The organism is Gordonia sp. SID5947 (genome assembly GCF_009862785.1).
Classification (GTDB): Bacteria; Actinomycetota; Actinomycetes; order Mycobacteriales; family Mycobacteriaceae; genus Gordonia.
Genome location: NZ_WWHU01000001.1, coordinates 2322771 through 2345274, shown reverse-complemented (window position 1 = coordinate 2345274; position 22504 = coordinate 2322771). Strand labels below are relative to the sequence as shown.

Genomic DNA, 22504 nt, shown 5'->3' with positions numbered 1-22504 from the left:
AGCGCACGCGCGACGACAGGCAGGTTGCTCTCGGCGACTTTCCGGTTGCTGTCGGCGGCATGCAGGTTGCTGTGGGTGACTTTCCGGTTGCTGTCGGCGGAGAATCGGTTGCTGTCGGCGAGATCAGGAGAGGTCGGCGACGATCTGCGGCAGATCGATCGACGTGCGGATGCCTGGGGCGGCGGCGCAGACATGGCGCACCGCGTTCACCGCACGGTTGGCGGTGTACCCGGGGGTGGTCTCCGCCATGTGCTCCAGATCGATCGGCATGTTGATGTCGACCGACAGCGGCGCGTCACCGTCGACCACGACGCGCCAGCCGGTCGCCAGCAGGTCCCAGTGTGGCTCGATGTCCGGCGTGCAGTACCAGTTGGCGCGGAATCGAATGATCTCGACGCCGTCTCGCATCCCGGCGACCGTGATCCGCTGGGCGCCCACCGACCCTGCGCGTAGTGTGCCGGCGGCGATGGACACCTCCCGTGTCGTCAGGCCGACCTCACCGTGGACCTCGACCGAGTCCAGGGCCAGTCCGATCGCCTCGGCGACGAGTTGCAGCGACGGGCCGAAGCTGCCGCGGAGATGCTCGAGACGAAAGTCCTCGAAATCCCGCGCCTGGCCACCGAAGCCCATGATGCCGAACAGCAGGTCCGGCGAATCCCGTCGGGAGAGATCGGCGAACTCGTCGATGGCGATCAGGTCGACTCGACGCTGTATCGAGCTGAGCACCAGCGGAATTGCCTCGGTGATGAATCCCGGGCTGCTGCCGGTCGAGTGAATCGACGTGCCACCGGCAGCACAGGCCCGCTCGATGCGGCCGCGCAACTCGGTGTCCATGCTCGCCGGTCGGTGGAACTCGCCGCGAGTGGTGACGATGTTGATCCCGGCCTCGAGAAGCCGGACCACCTCGTCGGGGTCGAGGGCCGCGGGCATGTAGACGACGCAATCGGGTGCCAGGGCGATCACGTCGTCGACGCTGTCGGTCGCCGTCAGCCCGATCAGGGGCAGGCCGCAGAGGTCGCCCACATCAGCGCCGGCTTTCGCCGGTGATGTCACGTACACACCGACGAGGTCGAGGTGCGGATGCTCGATGATCGCGCGTAGCGACCGGGCGCCGATGTTGCCGGTCGCCCACTGAACACACCGAGGTTCTCGTGGGACTGTCGCGGTCGCCGCCGGTGACGGGGCGGTCGCGGTCACGAGGGCATCCTGACAACCGCCTCCTGCGCGAAAGAGGCTATCAGAGAGCCACTTTCGGTGATGATGTCTCCACGTCCGTAGCATCTACCGCCGGCGATGATCGGGCTGTCCTGCCGTATCAGGAGCCAGTCGTCGGTGCGCACCGGGCGATGGAACCACATCGTGTGGGAGGTCACCGCCGAATGAAAGGCGGTTCCGTTGCCGCCCTGGCTGTAGCCGTCCAACGGACGCAGGGCCGTCCCGATCACGGTGAGATCCGTTGCGTACGCCGCAACAGAGGGGTAGGCACTGTCGTCCTCGGCGGCCGGTGTGCGCATCCACATCTCGTGATGCGGGGTGGCGGCGGCGGGGTCGTCGAGATCATCGAACGAACGGATCTCCCAGGGCAACAGCCCGACGGTGATCTGACGATCGGAGCCGGGTAGTTCGGGTATCGGATCGATCGTCTGGACGTCCGGCCCGTGATCGGGGACATGCATCGCGATCGTCGCCACGGCGATGAGGCGGTCCGGCTGGGTCGCACTGATCTGAAGTGTGTCGAAAGATCGTCCGCGGTGCCGGTGGTCCACCTCGTAGGTGACGTCCTCGTCGACCAGGCCCTCTCGCAAGAAGTTGGCATGGATCGACCGGATGGACTTGTCCGGACTCGCGATTCCTGCTGCCGCCACGAACTGTGCGAGTAGTTGCCCACCGAACAGTCGTCGGTAGGGCAGCGAGAGATTGTGCCCTCGATAGCAACTCGTGGCGGCCGTGGAAGCGGCGCCGGTGACCGGCGAGCGGTCGACCGCACGGGCACCCACCGGAGTGCAGTCGCGCAGTTCGAGAACGGAGATCAGCTCACGCCAGTCATTTGCCATGACGGCAGTGTAATCAAAGATTCCGAAAATGAGAATATGATTCTCACGGCGTTACGCCGGGCGGCTGAAGCCTCGTGCGCAGAACTCCCAGACCTCATCGGCACTGATGGGGTGGTTGTCCGGGTCGTCGGTGGGCGCGCTGGACTGTGCGATGAACATGACCGTCTGCATCACCATCGCGGCCATCCGCCGGGGATTGAGTCCCTCGCGCAATTCGTCTGCGGCAGAGGCCTCCTCGAGGAACTCCGACAGCAGTGCGACGAGTGGGGCGTGCGCGACCCGCACCTCGGTCGGGTGCGTGAGGAGTAGCTGTGGCGCAAAGTCGCTGAACAACGGCCGCTTGGCATTCGGGTCCGGACGTGACAGCTCGAACAGCAGGGTCACCGCTACCCGGACCCGTTCGATGGGATCGGTCTCGGTGGCCGCGGCTGCCCGGATCTGGTCGGCGGACTTGCTGAGTGCATCTTCGAACAACGCGAGGAGCAACTCGTGCTTGCCGTCGAACTGCAGGTAGAAACTGCGCAGCGACTGCTTCGACCGTTCGACGACCTCCTGCACCGTGAACTCGGTGGTGCCCTTCTCGGTGATGATCGCCTGCGCGGCGTCGAGAAAGCGTTGCACACGCTGTTCGGCGCGCAGTTTCGCGGTCTTGATGGACCGTTCCACGGCACGCTGCTTCCATGCGGGCTCTTCGTTCGCGCTTGTCATAGCGCCCGTTTTCCGCCGAGTTGCCTATGCATAGGGCGAGTTTAGCTGAGTGAACACTGCATCGCGGCGAAGGGGACTCTACAAGATGAAAGTGTTCCATTCTCAAATGGAGAACGCTATTCTCAGTTTGTGGATAGATCAGTCTCTCCGTCGTCGTCATCGGCCGTCGGGGCACAAGGGAAGCCGAGAGGAGAGTGTCCGTGCTCGTAGAGTTCGATTCCGACCAGCGGCTCTGGGGTAAGACCGTGCGGGAATTGCTGGCCAAGGAGTGCTCGCCCGCATGGGTCCGGCGGGTGGTCGACGACGATGTCGACCCTGCACCGCTCTGGGCGACCTACGTGGACCAGGGCTGGACGGAGTTGGTCGAGCCCGCCGAATCGGTCGAACTGGCCATCGCACTGGAAGCGATGGGATCGGCGACCGATCCCACACCGTTCCTGGCGACCGTGACACAGTTCGCGCCGCTGGCCGGGGAACTCGCGGAACCCGGCCACACGGGAGCGGCGGTCCCCACGGGGGTGATCGCGCACCTCGACGACGAGGGCTGGCTGCTGTCGGGTACCTGTCGGACCGTTCTGGACGGTGACCGTGCCGAGCAGTTCGCCGTGGTGACTGCCGCCGGTGTGTTCGTGATCCCGGCCGATGCCGCCATCGTGACCCGGGTACCGTGCTTCGACCCGTTGATGCACATCGCGGACGTGACGTTCCCGTCTGTCCGGGTGTCGGATTCCCGCCGCAATCCGGTGCCCGACGTCGCCCGTGCGCGAGCCGTCGCATTGATGGGGATGGCCATCACGATGGTCGGTGCATGCCAGCGCATCCTCGACCTCGCCCTCGAACACGTCACCAACCGGCAGCAATTCGGCGTCGCGATCGGCAGCTTCCAGGCCGTGAAACACAAGGCCGCCGACATGCACGTAGCGATCGAACGGGCCCGCGCGCTCGCCTATTACAGCGCACTGACGATCTCGACCGGCAGCACCGACATGAGACTGGCGGCGTCGATGGCGAAAGCCTCGGCAGGGGAGTGCCAATCAGTGGTGTTCCGCAACGGCTATCAGCTGTTCGGCGCGATGGGCTACACGTGGGAGAACGATCTGCAGTTCCCACTCAAGCGCGCAAAGGCAGGAGAGCTGATGCTCGGGGGTTCGGACGAACACCGGGCATTGATCACCGAGGAGTATCGTGCAACTCAACTTTGACACCGACGTCGAGGAGTTCCGAGCGGAGTTCATCGCGTTTCTCGACGAGCATCTGCCCACCGAGGCGGACGCCGGCCGGCGGGCGAAATCCAGTTCGGACATCCCGGATTGGGCGCGCACCTGGCAGCGCCTGCAGTTCGACAACGGGTGGTTGCAGCCGGGGAACCCGCCGGAGTTCGGCGGTCGCAACGCGAGCATCCTGCAGCAGTACGTCCATCTGGTCGAATTGTCGCGACGACGTATCTACCACAGTTACAACCCACAGGGCCTTGGCATCATCGCCGCATCGTTGCTCACTTTCGGAACGCCGGAGCAGAAGAACAAATGGGCGGTACGTATCCTGCGGGCCGAGATCACCGCGTCACTGGGCATGAGCGAGCCCGGAGCCGGGTCGGATCTGGCGTCTCTGCGCACCAAGGCCCGGCTCGAGGGTGACGAGTTCGTGGTGAACGGTCAGAAGGTGTGGACGTCGGGCGCGCACGACGCCGACGTGCTGCTGACGTTCGTGCGGACCGATCCCGACGCGCCAAAACACAAGGGCATCAGCGCGATCCTCATCCCGACGGACCTGCCAGGCGTCACGCGGCGCCCGTTCGGGGCGATCTCGTCCCCGACGGATCTGGATTTCAACGAGGTCTTCTTCGAGGACGTACGGGTTCCCGCCGAGAATCTGATAGGCGAGCTCAACGGGGGCTGGCATGTGGCGAACGGTTCGTTGGGCCATGAGCGAACTCTGTTGTGGCTGAGCTTTGCCGAGCGTCTGGAGGATCTGCTCCGTGATTACCGTCCGGAGACCGTCCTCGACCGCGACCGGTACGCGACTCTCGTGATGGACTCCCATGCACTCCGGTTGCTGGGGTCGCAGGCATTGGGCAGGGCGGCCAGAGGCGAGCAGGATGTGCCGGCGCTGTCGGTGCTCAAGCTGATGGGTTCGGAAGCGGTTCAGAACGCGACAGAGCGTGCGCTCACGGCCGCCGGTGAGAACGGACTGTCACATCCCGGTCTCACCGCGCCGTATGACCACATGGACCTCGAGATGCTCTACACCAGTTGGTTCGAACGTTATGCCCGCAGTTTCGGTTACACCATCGCCGGCGGCACGTCAGAGATCCAACGGAACGTCATCGCCGAGCGCGTGCTCGGATTGCCCAGGCGCTGAGGCGGAATCGATGAAGGACACAGATGAACATCCTGTATGACGTGAAGGACAAGATCGCTACCATCACGCTGAATCGCCCCGAGGTGGCCAACGCTCAGAACGCGGAGCTTCTCGACGAACTCGACGCAGCCTGGACACGGGCCGCCGACGATCCAGACGTGAGCGTGATCGTCCTGCGTGGCGAGGGCAAGCACTTCTCGTCCGGTCACGATCTGACCGGTGGCGGACCGAGGCCCGACAAGATCACCCTGGAGATGGTGTACGGGACCGAAGCCCGGCGATACCTCGACTACAGCCTGCGCTGGCGCAACATCCCGAAACCCAGTATCGCCGCGGTGCAGGGGCGTTGCATTGCCGGCGGGTTGCTGCTCTGCTGGCCGTGCGATCTCATCATCGCCTCGGAGGATGCCAAGTTCTCCGATCCGGTCGTCATGATGGGCATCGGCGGCGTCGAGTATCACGGGCACACCTGGGAACTGGGACCGCGCAAGGCCAAGGAGATCCTGTTCACCGGGCGACCGGTCACGGCCGCCGAAGCGGAGCAGACCGGGATGGTGAACCTCGTGGTGCCCCGGGAAGAGCTCGATGCGCGAACGATCGAGATGGCGGCCCGGATCGCCACGATGCCATCGTTCGCGGTGCGCCAGGCCAAGCGTGCGGTCAACCAGACCCTCGACATCCAGGGCTTCTATGCGGCAATCCAGTCCGTGTTCGACATTCATCAGACCGGTCATGGTAACGCATTGAGCGTCAATGGGTTCCCTGTCCTCGTCGATCTCGAAGAGATGAAGGGCCGGATGAACTGAGGGGGACCGGACGGTTCAGATCATCCACACAGCAACAAGATTGGCGATGAGAAATTCTCAGAATCGCCGGAAACGAGCAGGTGATTGGCTTATTCTCATACATGAGAATGGAATTATCAGACTCGGTCGTCGGCTCCGGTGTCGTCGATCTTCATGAAATCAGTTGGGCGTCTCGGGATATCGGGCGTCCACGAGAAAGGACACCACCATGCGCAAGACATTCACCGCGCGGGCCCTGGCCATGTGTGCGGGGGCGGTCATGATCGTCGGCGTCGCGGCGGGCTGCAGCGACTCGGACTCGAGTGACTCCGATTCGAGCGCAACCAGTTCGATGGCGGCGACGTCGGCTTCGGTGGCCGAGGCTGCTGCCTCGGACCCGGCCACCACCAAGGAGATCACCGACGCCTACGTGGTGTTCTTCAACGGTCAGACCCCACCCCCTGAGCGCGCTGCGTTGATCGAGAACGGTGCCGCATTCCAGCCGGTGTTGCAGGGACTCACGCAGAATCCGCAGTCCATGCAGACGACGGTGGCCGTGAAGGACGTGAAGGTCACGGACGCCAACAATGCGGAAGTGACGTATGACCTTCTGATGCAGGGTAATCCGGTGATGCCCGGCCAGACCGGTCAGGCGATCAAGGAGGATGGCAAGTGGAAGGTGTCCGCTGACACCTTCTGCGCGCTGATGGCGGTCCAGGGCGACGGAGGGCAGATACCCGCCTGCGCGTGACACCCACTTCGGGCCGGCCTCGGATTCGAGGCCGGCCCGAAGCATGTGTGGACCGTTTGTGTGATAACTGTTGTGGGACAACCGATGTGAGGTTTCGGCGGTGCTCAGAGATCGATCAACCGCGGCGCGTTCTGCGAGGCGCGGATGTGAGCGCCCGCCTCGCGTGTCAGCTCTCGGCTACTGCCCAGCATCGAGTCGAGCATGATGACCCGGCGGGCATGCCGATGAAAGGGGTGCTCCGCGGTGAATCCGATGCCGCCGAGTACCTGCTGCGCATGACGTGACGTGACCGTGGCCGCCCGGCCGGCCGCCGCTTTCGCCAGCAATGCACCGAAGTCGTCCCGGGCGACACGGAGGGTGGCCTCAGCGCCCTCGATCGCCACCAAGGTCTCGGCGAGGCGGTGACGCACTGCCTGGAACGAGGCGATCGGCCGTCCGAACTGTGTGCGGTCCAGTGCATGGGTGCGCGCGAGATCGAGCATGGCGCGGCTGGATCCGACCAGCCACCAGCCGAGCGCCAGACGTGCCTGGGCAATCGGCAGGTCGATGCCCCTGTCAACCTCGCGCAACGGCAGCTCGGGATCGATCGAGTCCTGGCCGTCCATGCTGTCGCGCGACCACTCAACCCAACGGCGTCCCACGAACGCCAGGGGCACCACGGAGCCGGGCTCGCCGCGGTGGTCGAGGAGTAGCACGTCGTTGAGAATCGAACTGTGTGAGCCGGATTCGCCGAGTAGTCGGAACACGAGCGGAATCGCGACGTCCGGGATGTCGGCGAGCATCTCCGACCACCCGAGTTCGGCCAGCGCCTTGTCGAGGGCCGGCCCGGAATTCGCGGACATGACCTTGCGGAGGGTGTCGGCGAAGAGGTCCTGTTCGGCGCTATCCACTGTCGCCCTTTCCCAGATCGAGTAGTCGGCGTGCGATGATGTTGCGCTGTATCTCGGCGGTCCCGCCATAGATCGTGGCCGCACGTGAATAGAGGTACTCCGATCGCAGCACCGGATCGGTCCATTCCACGGCGCCGGGTACGAGATCGCGACAGGTGTCGAAGAGCTGTTGCTCGGCGGTCGCAAGCAGGACCTTGTCGATCGACGTCTCCGGGCCGAGGCGCCCGCCCGCGCCGAGTCGTTGCTGCGTCGCATATGACCGGGAACGCACGGTGTGCGCGGCGAGGTAGGCGGCACCGAGGTCGAGGTCGTCGGTGGGATCCGACTGCTGCACCAGGTTGTCCAGGATGGAGTACAGGTAGGCGATGCGATGCCAGAAGCATGTCGACCGCTCGTGTGGCAGCAGGTCCATGGCGACCCGCCAGCCGTCGCCGGGGCGGCCCAGCATCCGATCGGCCGGCACCACGACGTCGTCGAACCAGACCTCGGCGAACTCGTCGACACCGTGCATCGTCCGCAGCGGACGCACCGTGATGCCGGGCGTGTCCATGTCGACGAAGAACGCCGTGATTCCCTCGTGTCCGGGCCCCGTCCGTGTCAGCAGTACACAGCGGGCCGCGAACTGGGCGAGACTGGTCCACACCTTCTGCCCGTTGATGATCCACGTGTCATTGCCGTGGTCGGGCGCGGCTCGGGTGCTCAACGACGCCAGGTCGCTGCCCGACCCGGGTTCGGAAAACCCCTGACACCACTGTTCGTCGCCGTTGAGCAGGCGCGGCACCATCTCGGCCGCCAGTTCGGGACGGGCGTAGGAGATCACGGTCGGCGCGAGCACCTCGATCATCGAGTAGATGCCGGGTTCGGCGAGATTGCGCGTCGCGACCTCTTCACCGAGTACGGCTCGCAGGACCGCCGGGCCTCCGAGGCCGCCGACCTCGGTAGGCCAGCCGTAGCGCATCCAGTCCGCTTCGTAGAGGGCCCGCCGGACACGCGACAGTTGCGCGACCTGGGCGTCGAACGAATGGTCGTCGCCAGGTGACAGGTCATGACTGTCGAGCCACCCGCGCACCGCGGCCCGGAACTCCTGGGTGTTCATTCTCCCGTGAAGGAGATCGCGTGCGGGCGGCCCGAATTGTGCTCACCGTTACGGCGGATGAACGTCATCGCCCTGGTGCGCAGGCGCCAGCCGTCCTCGGTTCGGACGTAGGTGTCGTTGTAGTAGCCGATCCGCATGTCCTGCTGGGTGTGATCGATGAAGCAGAGGGGCTGGGTGCCCGTCGCCGTGTTCCTGTCGTCGTCTCCGTCGAGGTCGATGAGCGCGGTGCCGGTCAGGAAGAGACCCTTGGGGGCGGCCTGCACCAACCGGGGAAACTGATCAAGCGAATAGACCTCACCGAAGGCGCTGTAGTTGCCGTCGGGCGTGAACACCGAGACCACCCCGTCGGTGTCGGCCTGGGTCATCGTGACCGCGTACTTCGCCAACAGCTGTTGGATCTCGAGGAGGTCGTCGTTTCTGGATGCATCACTTCTGGACAAAGACCTTGCCACCTTTCATCACAAAGCGGACATCCTGCGTCACAGTGATGTCGTCCAAAGGATTTCCGGGCACCGCGATGATGTCGGCGAGCAGTCCTTCGGCAATGCGCCCGCGGTCGTCGACCCGGATCAACTCGGCGGCGGTGACGGTGGCTGCGCGCAAGACCGCGGATGCCGGCATACCGCGCTCGACGAGTGCGACGAGTTCGTCGGCATTCTTGCCGTGCGGGATTGCCGGAGCGTCGGTACCCACGGCGATCTTGACACCGGCGTCGTATGCCTTCTTCACCGAGATGCGGGCCTTCGGGAACATCTCGGCCGCTTTGGCCTGCAGCTCCGGAGGAGAGTGCGAGACATCCATGGCGTCGGCCAAACGGGTCGTCGGAACCAGGAAGGTGTCGTTGGCGACGAGCATCTCGATGGCTTCGTCGTCCATCAGGAAACCGTGCTCGATGCAGTCGATGCCGGCCTTCACGGCCTGTTTGACGGCTTCGGCACCGTGCGTGTGCGAGGCCACCCGCAGGCCGCGACGATGAGCCTCGTCGACGATCGCGCACAACTCGTCGAACGAGTAGTGCTGCGCTCCAGGCTCTCCGGTGAGCGACATGACGCCACCGGAGACGCACACCTTGATCAGCTGCGCACCGTGCTTGATCTGATAGCGAACGGCTTTACGGACCTCGTCGACACCGTTGGCGATGCCCTCTTCGAGGGTGAGATCCAAGACGTTCGGTGCGAACGCGGCGAACATCGTGGGGTCGAGATGGCCACCGGTAGGGGTGATCGCGTGGCCGGCCGGCACGATGCGCGGACCGTCGATCCAGCCCTTGTCGATGGCTTTGCCGAGTGCGACGTCGAGCAGGTAACCGCCGGTCTTGACGAACAATCCGAGATTTCGCACTGTGGTGAAGCCGGCCCGCAGCGTGCGGCGGGAGTTGCCGACCGCACGCAGCATCCGGGTCGGGGGGTCATCCTGCACAGTGGAGTAGACGGGACGTTCGCCCCGGCCGCCCATCAGGAGGTTGACCTCCATGTCCATCAGGCCGGGAAGAAGGATGTTGTCCCCGAGGTCGATGACCTCGCCTTCCGGTTCACCACCGACACCGACGATCCGATCGCCGTCGACACGGATGATGCCCGGGGTGATCAGCTCACCCGTGTCGACGTCGACCAGACCGGCCGCCTTGAGAGTGACCATCAGACCACGGGTTCGACGACGAGCTCGGCCCAGGCCGCGCCGCTGTCCGGGACACGCGGTTGCTTCCAGACCTCCACTGGGAAGGACACCATCACAAGCGATTGCATGAGATGGATCAGCGAACGCACGTCCTCGGGCAGATCGTCGAGAGGGAACTTGTCCCCGAACGCGCAGGCGTCCTCGAGGCGCGGCATGGCCGCATCATAGAGTTCCTGCATCTCGTCCATTGTCGAGTCGAGGCGCTTCGCGTAACGCTCCGCCTCGGTGGCGAGGCACCAGTCGGAGAACTTCTCCAGATCAGCGAATTCAGCTGGCAGCTTTGGCATTTTCGTACTCCTTGACGTGATCGACGGCCATCTTGTGCAGGTGACGCAGGAGGATCTCCTGGTCGCAGAGCGGGAATTCGGTGACGGTGCGGGTCTCGATCATCTTCTGGGTGGCCTCGAGCGTGTTCGCATCCTGGAGCGCGTACTCCTTGAACGTGACCGCGGCGAGTTCCTGCGCGAGGCGCTCACGGACGGTCTTCGGGGCACGAAGTAGAGATTGGCCTCGAAGATGTGCTTGTCCACCGCGGTCGGCCAGTACTGGTAGGTGATGACCCAGCCCGGAGCCCAGAAGAGCAGGGACATGTTGGGGAAGAACTCGAACTCGTCGACGCCCCACGGGACCGCGCCCGCCGGGTTGATGGCAGGCGGCAACGGGTCGAGGCCCTCGATGTCGGGGCGATCCCACGGACCGAACAGACCGGAACGCAGGATGCGCTCGATCGGCTTGACCATTCCGAGATCCTTGGGTGGGGCCATCCCGCCCCATGAGGAGATCATCGAATGCGGACTCTGCAGGTCGTAGTGCAGCGCTTCGAATCCCACCTTCATCAGCTTGTCGGCTTCGTCCTTCACCGCCTGCTTCTGGTGCAGAACCGGCGCGTGATAGAACTCCGCGAAGGCGTCGATGAACAGCTTCCAGTTGCTTCCGACCTCCGCACGGTAGCTGTAGACCTCGGTCATCTCGTGGAACGGGTATCCCTTGATGCCTTCGCCATAGGCACCCAGGTAATCGGCGAGGGATTCGGCGTCCGGGTCGAGGTTGATGAAGATGAAACCTTCCCAGATCTCGCACCGGACCGACTTGAGGCCGAACTCGTTCTTGTCGAGATCGAAGAACTCGCCCTCCTGCTGGACGTAGCTCAGATCGCCGGTGAGGTCATAACGCCAGGCGTGGTACTTGCAGGTGAACTGCCGGCAGGTGCCGGAGGTCTCCTCGTTGGGGAAGTCGTCCCATACCAGCTTGTTGCCGCGGTGGCGGCAGACGTTGTGGAATGCGCGCACCACGTCGTCCTTGCCCTTGACGATGATCAACGAAGTGTTGACCACCGGCAGTTCGCGGGTGAAGTAACTGCCCTTCTTGGGAAGGCGCTCGACCCGGCCGACGTGTAGCCACGTCTTCTTGAAGATGGCCTCGCGCTCCGCCTCGTAGAACTCGGGGTCGATCGAGTCCGTGTAGTCGACGGGCTCGGTGCCGAGGAAGGAGAAGTGCTCGGTCCAACTACCGGCTTCTGGTTTCTTGAAGTGTGCCAACGGTTTACCTTTCGTATTCAGGCTGGAGTTCGCGATCCGGCTCGATGCCGAACGTGTTGAATGCCATGGACAGAGTGGAGTAGGCGCCGACCGTGAAGACCAGGTCCATCACCTGTCGGTCGGTGAGCTGTTCGGCGAGCAAGGCCCAGGTCTCGTCGAGGATCGCGTGGTGACGGTGCAACTCACCGACCGCATCGAGGACGAGTTGTTCGACGGGTTCGAGCGCGGCCCCTCGGCGGGCGTCCTCGATTTCCTCGAGCGTCATCCCGGCGGCCTGGCCCATGCCTGTGTGGTGCTCGAGTTCGTAGGGCGATTCGCTGAGTTCGGCCACCCGGAGGATCGCGACCTCCCGGATCCGGTCCGACAGCGTGGACCCGAACAGAAGGTGCACGTTGAACGGCATGAACGCCTTCGTGAGATCGGGGTGACGTACGAGAGTTGCCAGCGCATTGCCGGCGCCCTCGGGATTCCGGCGTCTCTTCGGCAGCATGCCTGCCAGTGCGGCATCGACGTCGTCGTCCCACTGGTCGCCCGGCAAGGGTGTCAGCCGCATCCGGCCCTCCTTCGGAGAATCATATTCTCATTGACGGATACTACGTTTTCATGAGTTGCCTCGTGAGTCAATCCATCGGCGCATCTTTCGTGGTTGTGCCCCGTGCCGTTCCGAGGCGGATTCCGTGGAGGTGCATGCCGTTCTACGACGTCGCGCGCTCGCAGGTGCCGAGAATCTGTGACCTGGATCTCCCAATCTGTTGATTCTTCGTTTAGGAGAAGCTAGTTTCTCATTAGCGAGAGCAGGGATGCCACGGCTGCGCTTCGGTACTGGTCCGACAGCCTTCGCCAGACGCTCTCGAATCCCGGTGGGATTCGCCGGCCCGGAGACGTCATTGAGGAGAATCAGGTGAGAGCACAGCGAATATTCGCGACGGCCATGGTGGTGGTCGCGTTTGCGGCCGCAGGTTGTGGTGGCCGTGACGGCAGCGGGACCGAGGAGACCGGGGCGGAGGGGACAGGGTCCTCGTCGAGCGTCTCGAGTTCGTTCGGCGATCTGACAGATGTGTGCCAGGACGGGTCCGCGAAGGGGGCAACTGCGCAGGGGGTCACCGACGACCAGATCCAGGTCGGCGTGCTCTCCGACGTCGGCTTCACCAAGAACTCGGAGTTCGGTGACGCGGCAAAGGTGTTCACGTCGTGGTGCAACGACAACGGTGGGATCAACGGTCGCAAACTCGTGGCGACGACGCGTGACACGAAGCTCATGGCGGTTCGGCAACAGATGTCCGAGGCGTGCAAGCAGGACTTCGCACTGGTCGGCGGTGGAGCGGCCCTCGATGCGCTCGGTACCAAGGAACGGCTGACCTGTCTGCTCCCGAACTTCCCGGCGCAGGTCGCGCAATTGACCGAACTCGGTGCGGATCTGAGCGTGCAGGCCTCACCGTCGCAGTCCATCGGCTATCTGCCCTACTACCAGTTCCGCACGTGGTTGTTGAAGGACGCGTACCCGCAGTCCGCGAACGCGGTCGGCATCATCAACGGTGACTCGCCGGTCACGAAGGTCCTCGGCGACATCCAGGTCGAGTCGACCGAGGCGGCCGGAGGCAAGTTCGTCTACAACGACCTCTACCCGGCATCGGGGGTGTCCGATTGGACGCCCTACGCGCAGTCGATCAAGAACAAGGGCGTGAAAGGCCTGATCTTCTTCGGGGACTACAAGCAGCTCGCCAAGCTCGAGAGCACGCTGAGCGGGATGAACTACAAGCCCGACTGGATCGACGCGAACAACAACGCCTACAGTCAGTCGTTCCTCGACCTGCTCGGTTCATCGGCCGAGAAGCAGAACAACCTCGTCGACCTCGGCGGTGTCCTGCCGATCGAGAGCACGGACCCGGTGATGAACCAGCTCAAGGATCTGTACAAGAAGTACGCTCCGGATGCGACCATCACCCTCCCTGCGCTTCGGGCCTTCTCGGCGTGGCTGGTGTTCGCGAAATCGGCTGCGAGCTGCGGCGACAATGTGACCCGGGCATGCGTGATGTCGGCCGCGACCAAGGAGGCGGCCTGGACCGCAGGCGGGTTGCAGGCGCCGCAGAATCTCACCCCGGGGGCCGCGCCCTCACCGTGCTTCAACGTGGAGAAGGCAACTCGGAGCGGTTGGGAAGCAGCCGATTTCGGTCCTGATCAGGGTGCGTACCGCTGCAACATCCCGGTGAAGCGCTGGACCGGTCAATACGGGAACGGGATGAAGCTGTCGGACGTCGGCAAGAGCATGAGTGACGTGCAGTAATGGACCAATTCCTCGCCTTCGGCGTGGTCGGACTCAGCACCGCCGCGATCTACGCAGTGATCAGCGGCGGGCTGGTCGTCACCTACACCACCACCGGCGTGTTCAACTTCGCACACGGGGCCGCCGGCATGATGGCGGCATTCACCTACTGGCAGTTCAGCGTCGGATGGGGATGGCCGATCTGGTTGTCGCTCGTGGTGGTGCTCGGGGTGCTGACGCCACTGTTCGGACTGTTCGTCGAGGTGGCGCTGCGGCCGGTGCAGGCTCTCGGTGAGGCCGAGAAGCTGGTGATGACAGTCGCGCTGCTGAGTGGTCTCATCGCGCTGGCGCGGTGGATCTGGGATCCGAACGAACCCCGGAACCTGCCCACGTTCTTCGCCGACCAGCAGCCGTTCCACGTCTTCGGTGCCACGGTGACGTGGCATCAGGCGCTCACCATGGTCGTCGCCATCCTGGTGGCGGTGGGATTGCGTGTCCTGTTGTTCCGGACCAGGGCCGGTACCGAGATGCGCGCAACCGTCGACGACCGGTCACTGGTCGGTCTCACCGGTGCAGATCCGGTGCGCGCCAACCGGATCGCATGGATTCTCGGGATCGAGCTGGCTGCGATCGGTGGTGTCCTGATCGCCCCGGTGGTCGCCCTCGACGCGATGTCACTCTCGTTGGTGATCGTCAGTGCGTACGCGGCAGCGATCTTCGGACGGTTGAAGAGCTTGCCGCTGACGTTCCTCGGTGCTGTCGTGGTGGGCTGCATGGAGAGTTACCTGACCGGCTATCTGCCGCAGAATGCGTATCTGCCAGGTCTACGGCTGGCCGCCCCGGCCATCCTGCTGCTGCTCGCACTGCTCGCGTTCCCGCACGGACGGCTCCGAGGCCGCGATCGCCAGCTGAGCCCGGTGCCACTGCCGTCGCTTCGTGGGACGATCTTCTTCGCCCTCGTTGTCGTCTGGTCGGGGCTGATCCTGGCGACGGTGCTCAGCGACAGTGACCTGATCACCTACGGCCAGATCTTCGCGTTCGGTGTCCTGGCGCTCTCGTACGTCCCGCTGGCGGGCTACGCCGGCCAGATCTCGTTGTGCCAGATCACCCTTGCCGGTATCGGTGCGATCGTCTGCGGACATCTGGGTGCGGACGGGCAGTGGTGGGCGATCATCGCGGCCATGGTGATCGCCGGGATCGTGGGAGCCGCGATCGCGTTGCCCGCGCTTCGGCTCTCCGGGGTCTACCTGGCGTTGGGCACCGCGGCGATCGCGGTGATCTTCGATCGGTGGATCTTCACCCTGCCGGCCTTCGACCTGTTCGGCTTGCGGATCTCGTTCTTCGACCAGGGATCGGTCGAGGTGCCGGGGCCGACGCTGTTCGGCTACGCCATCGACACCCCGCAGCGCACCACCGTGTTCGCCGCCGTCGTCCTCGCCGCGGCGACCGTTGCCGTCGCGCTGTTGCGGCGAGGTCGGCTGGGCCGCAAGCTGATCGCGCTGCGCGACAGCGAAGCCGCATACGCGACTCTCGGCGGAAATCTCCTCACCTCGAAGATGCTGGTCTTCGGGCTCAGCTCCGCGCTCGCCGGCCTCGGGGGTGCGTTGTACGGCATGCAACTCCAGTCGGTCACCGGTGACCAGTTCAACTTCATCTCAGGTCTGCCGATCTTCCTGGTGGTGGTGCTGGCAGGCCTCGGCACAGTGGGTAGCGGGATGTTCACCGGTGCCGCACTCGCAGGACCGCTCAACGCGATCGGAGTTCTGTGGCCTGGCCTTCGTGAGGTCTCGCAGGCGATCCCGGCGCTGCTGGGTATCGCTTTCGGTGCGCGAGCGGTCAAGGAGGGCGGGATCGCGGCGCTGCGCAAGCAGTGGAACACGGCATTCGCCGATCGACTCGTCATGGCGGCGTTGCTGGGGTGGACGCTGGTCTTCTGGCTGCTGCGGCTCGCCGATGTGATCAATGGATACGTCTTCTTCGTCGCGATGCTCGCGGCCGGGTTGCTGACCCCGATGATCGCCATCTGGCGTGACCGCCGCGCGCATCCTGCAGGCGATGGTCCGGGCGGACCCGAGGCCGAGATCCCCGTCGAATGGTGGGGAATCAACCGTCCGTGGACGGATGACGATGAGGAGGTGTTGGATCGTGCCGTCGCTGCTCAGAGTTGACGATGTGTCGGTGTCGTTCGGCGCGCATCGCGCGCTCTCCGGCGTCGAGCTGACCGCCGAGCGCGGACACATCACCGGGCTGATCGGCCCGAACGGTGCCGGGAAGAGCACGCTGTTCGACGTCATCGGCGGGTTGCGGCGGCCGAGTTCTGGGTCTGTGTTCCTCGACGGCGAAGACATCACCCGTCTCGGACCGGCCCAGCGCGCCAAGCGTGGGATGGCACGGACATTCCAGGGCCTCGAGTTGTTCGGTCGGCTCAGCGTCCGCGACAACCTGCTCGTCGCAGCCGAACTCCGACGCAACGGCCGGGCCGCGGCCGAACTCGTCGACGGCGTGATAGACCGGGCTCAGCTCGGGGCGTATGCGGACCGGCTCGCCGATTCCCTGCCGACCGGTGTCGGCCGTCAGGTGGAGGTGGCACGGGCTCTCACCACGCGACCGGATCTGATCCTGCTGGACGAGCCTGCGGCCGGACAGGACGCCGAGGAGACCGAGCGGTTCGCCCAGATCCTGCGGACCGTCGCGCAGGACGGTGTCGCGATCCTGCTGGTCGAGCACGACATGGAACTGGTCATGAGCGTCTGTGACAAGGTCCATGTCCTCGACCTGGGTGCGATCATCACCTCTGGTCCACCGGAATCGGTGCGACAAAACGCCGCCGTACTCGACGCCTATCTGGGGACAGCATGATTCCACCGTTACTCGAACTCCGCGACGTCCGTGCCGGCTACGGAGGCATCACCGCGCTGCACGGTGTCGACATCAGTGTCGGTGCGGGCCAGGTGGTTGCGCTGCTGGGGCCCAACGGCGCAGGCAAGACCACGACCCAGAAAGTGGCTGCGGGAGTGCATCCGGCCGACTCGGGCCGGATTCTGTACGGCGGTCGTGACGTGACCGGTATCGCCTCCAGGGATGCCGCGCTGGCCGGTGTGTGTCTGATTCCCGAGGGCCGCGGGGTGTTCCCGAATCTGACGGTCCGCGAGAACCTCTGGATGATGACCTTCACCGGGAAGTCGCGGGAGGAGGTCGAAGATCTCGCGTTCTCCAGGTTCCAGATCCTCAAGGAACGCGCCTCGCAGACCGCGGGCACCTTGTCGGGCGGCGAGCAGCAGATGCTCGCCCTCACCCGGGGGCTGGTGACGGACCCCGCGGTTCTGCTCCTCGACGAGCTCTCCATGGGATTGGCCCCGCTGGTGGTGGAGAGACTCTACGAACATGTCGCGCAGATCGCGCGCGAGGGAGTCGCCGTGCTGGTGGTCGAGCAGTTCGCGTCGGCGGTGCTCGACATGGCCGACCACGCGTCGGTGCTGGTTCGTGGTCAGGTCGAATACCAGGGTCCACCAGGAGAATCACTCAGAAAAGAACTCGCCAACCTCTACCTAGGGAGTGCCACATGACGGCCACATCTGATGACAGGACGCAACGCTTCACGCAGGAACTCGAGAAGCTGAAGATCCCGGATCCGGCCGCGGCCAGGTCGCAGCTCTGGATCCGGCTCGGTGTGGTCGGGATGGTGCTCGGCGTCGCACTCGGGGTGATCGCCTACCTGATGTCGCACAACACCTCCGACCCGTTGGTGCAGCGGGATGCGTTGACGATCGCGCTCACCGGCATCGCGGTGGCGGTGGTCGGATCGGCCGTGTTCCTGCGGTACTCCCTGACCAACTTCCTCCGGTTCTGGTTGGCGCGGCAGGCCTTCGATCTCAACACCTTCGGTGAACGTCTCGCCCCGGCGCCGGCAACCGGCAAACACACCACCACAGTGGAGGATCAGATTCAGCATGACCACGAAAGTGCCGCAGTTGCGCGCGGGTGAACAGCTGGCGTGTGAGACCTGTTCCACCAAGGTGGTGGTGGTCACGGCTCCTGCCGACGGTGCAGCCGAGATCACCTGTGGCGGGACCACACTGCAGCCGGCCAAGTCGGTCACCCAGCCGGGCAGGGACGGATCGGAACCCGGTGTCCTGATCGGCAAGCGATACGTCAACGCCGAGGAGACGGTGGAACTTCTGTGCACCGCGGCAGGCTCGGGACCACTGACGTGTGACGGTACGACGATGACCATCAAGACCGCCAAAGCGCTTCCGGCATCGGATTGACCGGCGACTGATCGCACCGGCCACCGCAGAGGAGGCCGGTGCGAGCACATGTCGCCCACCAGCAGAACAGGAAGGTTCGACGTATGTCTCAAGGGATGAGTTTCGAGCTGTCGGAGGATCAGGAACTGATCCGCAAGGCAGTGGCCGAACTCGCGGGACGCTTCGACGACCAGTATTGGATGGAAAAGGATCTCGCGCACGAGTTCCCGACCGAGTTCTATCAGGCCATTGCCGACGGCGGCTGGCTCGGCATGACGATCCCGGAGGAGTACGGCGGACACGGCCTGGGCATCACCGAGGCCACCATCCTTCTCGAGCAGGTCTCGCGCTCTGGTGGTGCGATGAACGCCGCGACCGCCATCCACCTCTCGATCTTCGGTATGCAGCCGGTCGTCGTACACGGTTCCGACGAGCTCAAGCAGCGAACGCTGCCCCGGGTGGTGAACGGTGACCTGCACGTGTGTTTCGGGGTGACCGAACCCGGAGCGGGCCTGGACACCTCACGCATCACCACCTCGGCTCGCCGCAAAGGCGACGGCTATGTGATCAACGGGCGCAAGGTGTGGATCTCCAAGGCGATGGAGTCGGAGAAGATTCTTCTGCTCACCCGCACGACCCCGTATGACCAGGTCGAGAAGAAGACCGACGGGATGACGCTGTTCCTCACCGACCTCGATCCTGCGCACGTCGAGATCCGGCCGATCAAGAAGATGGGCCGCAATGCGGTCACCTCGAACGAGCTGTTCATCGACGACCTCTACGTACCCGAGGAGGACCGGGTAGGAGAGGAGGGCAAGGGCTTCAAGTACCTGCTCGACGGCCTGAACCCGGAGCGCATGCTCATCGCTGCAGAGGCGCTCGGCATCGGCCGGGTGGCGCTCGACCGGGCGGTGACCTACGCGAAGCAGCGCGAGGTGTTCGACCGGCCGATCGGCATGAACCAGGGCATCCAGTTCCCGCTGGCCGACTCCCTCGCGCAGCTGGACGCGGCGGAGTTGGTGTTGCGCAAGGCGACCTGGCTCTACGACAACGGGAAGCCGTGTGGCCGCGAGGCGAACACTGCCAAATATCTTTGTGCGGAAGCAGGTTTCACGGCGGCCGACCGTGCGCTGCAGACCCACGGCGGCATGGGATACTCGGAGGAGTACAACGTCGCGCGCTACTTCCGCGAGGCTCGGGTCATGCGGATCGCGCCGATCAGTCAGGAAATGATCCTCAACTATCTGGGATCGCACACATTGGGCATGCCGAGGAGCTACTGATGAGCCACAACACGATGTTCGACCTGACCGGCCGTGCGGCTGTGGTCACCGGTGCCGCCGGTGGCATCGGGTCGGCGGTCGCCGCCGCATTGGCGACGGCGGGCGCGGCGGTCATGGTGACCGACGTGAACGAATCCGCGGCCGCCGAGGTGGCCGAGCAGATCTCGGTTGCAGGTGGCAAAGCCGACAGCATGGCGCTCGACGTCAGTGACCGGGACGCCGCCGACGGCGTGATGAGTCGAGCCGCCGCGTTGGGAGACGGGCATGTCCACATCGTGGTCAACAATGCCGGGGTCACGGCTCCGGCCATGTTCGCCGACACCAGCCAGGACAGCATCCGCCGGATGCTCGACATCCATCTCATGGGTGCGTTCAATTGCGCGCAGGCGGCGTTGCCTCATCTCGCCACCGACGGTACGGGACGCATCATCAACGTGACGTCGTCGGCCGGGATCACCGGAACGCTCGGGCAGGTGAACTACTCGGCTGCGAAAGCCGGGATCATCGGACTCACCAAGTCCCTCGCGCGTGAGTTGGCGCGCAAGAACATCCTGGTCAATGCGCTGGCGCCGTTGGCGGCGACGCCGATGACCGAGACCATCCGTACCGACGAGCGCTTTGCACCGACCATGCTCAATCGAATTCCACTGCGCCGCTGGGCCGAACCGTCCGAGGTTGCCGGCGCATTCGTCTTCCTGGCCTCCGATGCCGCGTCGTTCATCACGGGACAGGTGCTGCCGGTCGACGGTGGCATGGTGATGTGATGTCGACACCGATCGAGCAGATCGACAGCGGGGGACAGGAGCAGGCCGGGCCGTTGAGCGGTGTCACCGTCGTCGCGCTCGAGCAAGCTGTCTCCGCGCCGATGTGCACGCGGACGCTGGCCGACCTCGGTGCGCGGGTGATCAAGGTGGAGAACCCCAAGGGCGGAGACTTCGCGCGCCATTACGACGACGTCGTCAATGGCATGGCGGCACACTTCGTTTGGGTGAACCGTGGCAAGGAGTCGGTCACCATCGATCTCAAGTCGGCGGCCGGGATGGCGGTGCTCCATCGGTTGCTCGACGACGCCGACGTGTTGGTCTCCAACCTGGCGCCCGGTTCCACGGCGAAGATGGGCCTCGCGCCCAATGATCTCGCCGATCGTCACCCGGATCTGATCGTGGTGGAGATCGACGGGTACGGGCCAGGTGGTCCGCTGTCACACAAACGTGCCTACGACCTTCTCGCCCAAGCGGAATCGGGGGCGTGCGCGATCACCGGCCACCCCGATGCGCCGGCCAAGCCGGGGCCACCGATGGCCGACGTCTGCTCAGGACTGTATTCGGCGATCTCCATCCTGTCGTTGATGGTCGGGCACAGCCGCAATGGTGAAGGCCGTGACCGTGGTGGTGCAGTGGCCGTCAGCTTGTTCGACACGATGGCCGAACTGATGGGGTACGCGCTCAACTACACCCGGCACACGGGCATCGATCAGCAACCACGTGGCATGGGATCGCCCGCGGTCGCGCCGTACGGCGCCTATCGGACCGGTGACGGACAGACGGTTGTGTTGGGCACCACCAACGATCGCGAATGGCAGCGACTCTCGACCGAGATACTGCAGCGGAACGATCTCGCCGATGACGCACGGTTCACCACCAACGCAGGGCGTGTCGCGCATCGGGACGTCCTCGATGCGGCCATCGCCGACTGGTGCGCGCAGCATGATCTCGTCGACATCCAGAAGGCGGCGGACGCGGCCGGGATCGGCAACGCACGCTTCAATCGACCGAGCGACGTGATAGCCCATCCGCATCTCGCCGAGCGTGACCGGTGGCGGGAGGTCGATACACCGAACGGACCGATCCCCGCAGTGCTGCCCCCGCCGGTGATCACCGGTTTCGATCCGGTGATGGGTCCGGTCCCCGGGCTCGGGAGCACACCGACACCGTGCTCGCCGGACTCGGGTTGGGTGCGGCTGAGATCGCCGGGCTGCGCGCACAGGGGGCCGTCGGCCCGGCGTTCGACCGATGAGCGCAGGCCCCACCGACGATTCGGCGGTGCTGGTCACCGACGATGCGACCGGTGTTCGCACCGTGACACTGAACCGGCCGGACCGCAAGAATGCGCTCGACTGGGCGGCGTGGTGCGTGCTCCGCGACGTCCTGGAAGACTCTGCACGGTCGCAGGGCCCTCGAGCACTGGTCCTGACCGGAGCCGGCGGCGCGTTCTGTTCGGGTGCGGATATCTCGAAACCCGATGCGCGCCATCCTGTCGACAAGATGCGCATCCTCACCGACGTCACGATGGCGCTGCACGACCTCACGATCCCGACGATCGCGAAGGTGTGCGGTGTCGCAGTCGGCGCGGGATGGAATCTGGCTCTCGGTTGCGACCTGGTTGCCGCCACCCCCGAGGCGCGTTTCTCGCAGATCTTTGCGCGACGTGGTCTGTCCATGGATCTCGGAGGGTCGTGGCACCTTCCGAGGCTGGTCGGGCTACAGCAGGCGAAACGTCTTGCGCTGCTGGCCGAGATGATCGACGCCGAGCAGGCACACACGATGGGTCTGGTGACCTGGGTGGTCGACGCCGACGAGATCCATGATCTCGTCGACGCGATCGCCCGACAACTGGCCACCGGTCCGCCCGTCGCACTCGCGCAGATCAAGTCGCTGCTGAACGAGGGGGTCGACGGTTCGCTGCGAGAGGCCGTCGCCCGTGAGTCGCGCGCACAGGTGATCAACTTCGGCACCTCGGACGTGGCGACCGCCTACACCGCGTTCGCGCAGAAGACGGAACCGGCGTTCACGGGACGGTGGGCTGTGCCGCCGCCGGGAAGCGCCACGCAACGAGATCGGAGAGAGTGAAA

At 64.8% G+C, this 22504-nt stretch carries 22 protein-coding genes and 2 pseudogenes; 14 read left to right on the top strand and 10 right to left on the bottom strand.

Features of this window, described 5'->3' with window-relative positions; genetic code table 11:
• Positions 1–123: 123 nt before the first annotated feature.
• The 3 genes from GTV32_RS10885 to GTV32_RS10875 are packed head-to-tail and all read right to left on the bottom strand — an operon-like array spanning position 124 to position 2762.
• A complete protein-coding gene (locus tag GTV32_RS10885) occupies positions 124–1197 on the bottom strand; it encodes a dihydrodipicolinate reductase (RefSeq protein ID WP_161060336.1) in 1074 nt (357 codons plus the stop codon).
• Complete coding sequence (locus tag GTV32_RS10880) at positions 1194–2054, bottom strand: acyl-CoA thioesterase domain-containing protein (protein WP_161060335.1); 861 nt, start codon at positions 2052–2054, stop codon at positions 1194–1196. Before GTV32_RS10880 ends, GTV32_RS10885 begins: the two co-directional genes overlap by 4 nt.
• 51 nt (positions 2055–2105) lie before the next feature.
• The gene (locus GTV32_RS10875; RefSeq protein WP_161060334.1) at positions 2106–2762 is read right to left on the bottom strand and encodes a TetR/AcrR family transcriptional regulator; all 657 of its coding nucleotides are present in this window, start codon (positions 2760–2762) and stop codon (positions 2106–2108) included.
• A gap of 200 nt (positions 2763–2962) precedes the next feature.
• On the opposite strand from GTV32_RS10875, the gene GTV32_RS10870 reads away from it, so the two are divergent.
• From GTV32_RS10870 to GTV32_RS10855, 4 genes are all read left to right on the top strand, one after another.
• Positions 2963–3964: an acyl-CoA dehydrogenase gene (locus GTV32_RS10870; protein WP_161060333.1), complete on the top strand. Its 1002-nt coding sequence runs from the start codon at positions 2963–2965 to the stop codon at positions 3962–3964.
• Positions 3948–5123, top strand: coding sequence for an acyl-CoA dehydrogenase family protein (locus GTV32_RS10865; protein ID WP_161060332.1), 1176 nt, complete (start codon positions 3948–3950; stop codon positions 5121–5123). The genes GTV32_RS10870 and GTV32_RS10865 overlap by 17 nt, the downstream gene beginning before the upstream one ends.
• Before the next feature lie 23 nt (positions 5124–5146).
• A complete protein-coding gene (locus GTV32_RS10860; RefSeq protein ID WP_161060331.1) occupies positions 5147–5929 on the top strand; it encodes an enoyl-CoA hydratase in 783 nt (260 codons plus the stop codon).
• Between the two features lie 208 nt (positions 5930–6137).
• On the top strand, positions 6138–6659 hold the full coding sequence (locus GTV32_RS10855) for a hypothetical protein (protein WP_161060330.1): 522 nt from the start codon (positions 6138–6140) through the stop codon (positions 6657–6659).
• 104 nt (positions 6660–6763) lie between these two features.
• On the opposite strand, the gene GTV32_RS10850 is transcribed toward GTV32_RS10855, so the two are convergent.
• The 7 genes and pseudogenes from GTV32_RS10850 to GTV32_RS10820 all read right to left on the bottom strand — a co-directional run bounded on the left by GTV32_RS10850 (position 6764) and on the right by GTV32_RS10820 (position 12413).
• Entirely contained in the window at positions 6764–7501 is a 738-nt protein-coding gene (locus tag GTV32_RS10850) for an acyl-CoA dehydrogenase family protein (RefSeq protein ID WP_237421798.1), read from the bottom strand.
• A 40-nt stretch (positions 7502–7541) separates the two neighbouring features.
• The gene (locus GTV32_RS10845; RefSeq protein ID WP_161060328.1) at positions 7542–8645 is read right to left on the bottom strand and encodes an acyl-CoA dehydrogenase family protein; all 1104 of its coding nucleotides are present in this window, start codon (positions 8643–8645) and stop codon (positions 7542–7544) included.
• Entirely contained in the window at positions 8642–9085 is a 444-nt protein-coding gene (locus GTV32_RS10840; RefSeq protein ID WP_161060327.1) for a nuclear transport factor 2 family protein, read from the bottom strand. The genes GTV32_RS10845 and GTV32_RS10840 overlap by 4 nt, the downstream gene beginning before the upstream one ends.
• Positions 9072–10283 (bottom strand): amidohydrolase family protein, encoded by a 1212-nt coding sequence (locus tag GTV32_RS10835; RefSeq protein ID WP_161060326.1) that lies wholly within the window; start codon positions 10281–10283, stop codon positions 9072–9074. The genes GTV32_RS10840 and GTV32_RS10835 overlap by 14 nt, the downstream gene beginning before the upstream one ends.
• Positions 10283–10609 (bottom strand): hypothetical protein, encoded by a 327-nt coding sequence (locus GTV32_RS10830; RefSeq protein ID WP_161060325.1) that lies wholly within the window; start codon positions 10607–10609, stop codon positions 10283–10285. The genes GTV32_RS10835 and GTV32_RS10830 overlap by 1 nt, the downstream gene beginning before the upstream one ends.
• A pseudogene (locus GTV32_RS10825) lies at positions 10590–11860 on the bottom strand (aromatic ring-hydroxylating dioxygenase subunit alpha). Before GTV32_RS10825 ends, GTV32_RS10830 begins: the two are co-directional and overlap by 20 nt.
• Before the next feature lie 4 nt (positions 11861–11864).
• A complete protein-coding gene (locus tag GTV32_RS10820) occupies positions 11865–12413 on the bottom strand; it encodes a carboxymuconolactone decarboxylase family protein (protein WP_161060324.1) in 549 nt (182 codons plus the stop codon).
• Positions 12414–12791: 378 nt separating this feature from the next.
• Here GTV32_RS10820 and GTV32_RS10815 point away from each other — a divergent pair, with 378 nt between their 5' ends.
• The 10 genes and pseudogenes from GTV32_RS10815 (at position 12792) to GTV32_RS10770 (ending at position 22502) form a co-directional block, all read left to right on the top strand.
• Entirely contained in the window at positions 12792–14144 is a 1353-nt protein-coding gene (locus tag GTV32_RS10815; RefSeq protein ID WP_161062455.1) for an ABC transporter substrate-binding protein, read from the top strand.
• Complete coding sequence (locus tag GTV32_RS10810; RefSeq protein ID WP_161060323.1) at positions 14144–16291, top strand: ABC transporter permease; 2148 nt, start codon at positions 14144–14146, stop codon at positions 16289–16291. The genes GTV32_RS10815 and GTV32_RS10810 overlap by 1 nt, the downstream gene beginning before the upstream one ends.
• A complete protein-coding gene (locus GTV32_RS10805; protein WP_343287290.1) occupies positions 16269–16982 on the top strand; it encodes an ABC transporter ATP-binding protein in 714 nt (237 codons plus the stop codon). Before GTV32_RS10810 ends, GTV32_RS10805 begins: the two co-directional genes overlap by 23 nt.
• The gene (locus GTV32_RS10800; protein WP_202421741.1) at positions 16979–17689 is read left to right on the top strand and encodes an ABC transporter ATP-binding protein; all 711 of its coding nucleotides are present in this window, start codon (positions 16979–16981) and stop codon (positions 17687–17689) included. The genes GTV32_RS10805 and GTV32_RS10800 overlap by 4 nt, the downstream gene beginning before the upstream one ends.
• Positions 17686–18108 carry a hypothetical protein gene (locus tag GTV32_RS10795; protein WP_237421515.1) on the top strand — a complete coding sequence of 141 codons (423 nt, stop codon included), beginning with the start codon at positions 17686–17688 and terminating at the stop codon, positions 18106–18108. The genes GTV32_RS10800 and GTV32_RS10795 overlap by 4 nt, the downstream gene beginning before the upstream one ends.
• The gene (locus GTV32_RS10790; protein ID WP_161060321.1) at positions 18074–18391 is read left to right on the top strand and encodes a hypothetical protein; all 318 of its coding nucleotides are present in this window, start codon (positions 18074–18076) and stop codon (positions 18389–18391) included. The genes GTV32_RS10795 and GTV32_RS10790 overlap by 35 nt, the downstream gene beginning before the upstream one ends.
• Positions 18392–18474: 83 nt before the next feature.
• Complete coding sequence (locus GTV32_RS10785; RefSeq protein WP_202421739.1) at positions 18475–19653, top strand: acyl-CoA dehydrogenase family protein; 1179 nt, start codon at positions 18475–18477, stop codon at positions 19651–19653.
• A complete protein-coding gene (locus tag GTV32_RS10780; RefSeq protein WP_161060320.1) occupies positions 19653–20417 on the top strand; it encodes an SDR family NAD(P)-dependent oxidoreductase in 765 nt (254 codons plus the stop codon). The genes GTV32_RS10785 and GTV32_RS10780 overlap by 1 nt, the downstream gene beginning before the upstream one ends.
• Positions 20417–21669 (top strand): annotated as a pseudogene (locus tag GTV32_RS10775) (CaiB/BaiF CoA-transferase family protein). The gene GTV32_RS10780 and the pseudogene GTV32_RS10775 overlap by 1 nt, the downstream one beginning before the upstream one ends.
• Positions 21666–22502 carry an enoyl-CoA hydratase-related protein gene (locus tag GTV32_RS10770; protein ID WP_161060319.1) on the top strand — a complete coding sequence of 279 codons (837 nt, stop codon included), beginning with the start codon at positions 21666–21668 and terminating at the stop codon, positions 22500–22502. The pseudogene GTV32_RS10775 and the gene GTV32_RS10770 overlap by 4 nt, the downstream one beginning before the upstream one ends.
• Positions 22503–22504 lie beyond the last annotated feature (2 nt).

What these genes read in the sequence shown, in the direction of transcription:
- GTV32_RS10880 (WP_161060335.1), bottom strand. Translation starts at nt 2,054, where the DNA reads ATGGCAAATGACTGGCGTGAGCTGATCTCCGTTCTCGAACTGCGCGAC.
- GTV32_RS10875 (WP_161060334.1), bottom strand. Translation starts at nt 2,762, where the DNA reads ATGACAAGCGCGAACGAAGAGCCCGCATGGAAGCAGCGTGCCGTGGAA.
- GTV32_RS10860 (WP_161060331.1), top strand. Translation starts at nt 5,147, where the DNA reads ATGAACATCCTGTATGACGTGAAGGACAAGATCGCTACCATCACGCTG.
- GTV32_RS10855 (WP_161060330.1), top strand. Translation starts at nt 6,138, where the DNA reads ATGCGCAAGACATTCACCGCGCGGGCCCTGGCCATGTGTGCGGGGGCG.
- GTV32_RS10850 (WP_237421798.1), bottom strand. Translation starts at nt 7,501, where the DNA reads ATGTCCGCGAATTCCGGGCCGGCCCTCGACAAGGCGCTGGCCGAACTC.
- GTV32_RS10845 (WP_161060328.1), bottom strand. Translation starts at nt 8,645, where the DNA reads ATGAACACCCAGGAGTTCCGGGCCGCGGTGCGCGGGTGGCTCGACAGT.
- GTV32_RS10835 (WP_161060326.1), bottom strand. Translation starts at nt 10,283, where the DNA reads ATGGTCACTCTCAAGGCGGCCGGTCTGGTCGACGTCGACACGGGTGAG.
- GTV32_RS10830 (WP_161060325.1), bottom strand. Translation starts at nt 10,609, where the DNA reads ATGCCAAAGCTGCCAGCTGAATTCGCTGATCTGGAGAAGTTCTCCGAC.
- GTV32_RS10820 (WP_161060324.1), bottom strand. Translation starts at nt 12,413, where the DNA reads ATGCGGCTGACACCCTTGCCGGGCGACCAGTGGGACGACGACGTCGAT.
- GTV32_RS10815 (WP_161062455.1), top strand. Translation starts at nt 12,792, where the DNA reads ATGGTGGTGGTCGCGTTTGCGGCCGCAGGTTGTGGTGGCCGTGACGGC.
- GTV32_RS10810 (WP_161060323.1), top strand. Translation starts at nt 14,144, where the DNA reads ATGGACCAATTCCTCGCCTTCGGCGTGGTCGGACTCAGCACCGCCGCG.
- GTV32_RS10800 (WP_202421741.1), top strand. Translation starts at nt 16,979, where the DNA reads ATGATTCCACCGTTACTCGAACTCCGCGACGTCCGTGCCGGCTACGGA.
- GTV32_RS10795 (WP_237421515.1), top strand. Translation starts at nt 17,686, where the DNA reads ATGACGGCCACATCTGATGACAGGACGCAACGCTTCACGCAGGAACTC.
- GTV32_RS10790 (WP_161060321.1), top strand. Translation starts at nt 18,074, where the DNA reads ATGACCACGAAAGTGCCGCAGTTGCGCGCGGGTGAACAGCTGGCGTGT.
- GTV32_RS10785 (WP_202421739.1), top strand. Translation starts at nt 18,475, where the DNA reads ATGTCTCAAGGGATGAGTTTCGAGCTGTCGGAGGATCAGGAACTGATC.
- GTV32_RS10780 (WP_161060320.1), top strand. Translation starts at nt 19,653, where the DNA reads ATGAGCCACAACACGATGTTCGACCTGACCGGCCGTGCGGCTGTGGTC.
- GTV32_RS10770 (WP_161060319.1), top strand. Translation starts at nt 21,666, where the DNA reads ATGAGCGCAGGCCCCACCGACGATTCGGCGGTGCTGGTCACCGACGAT.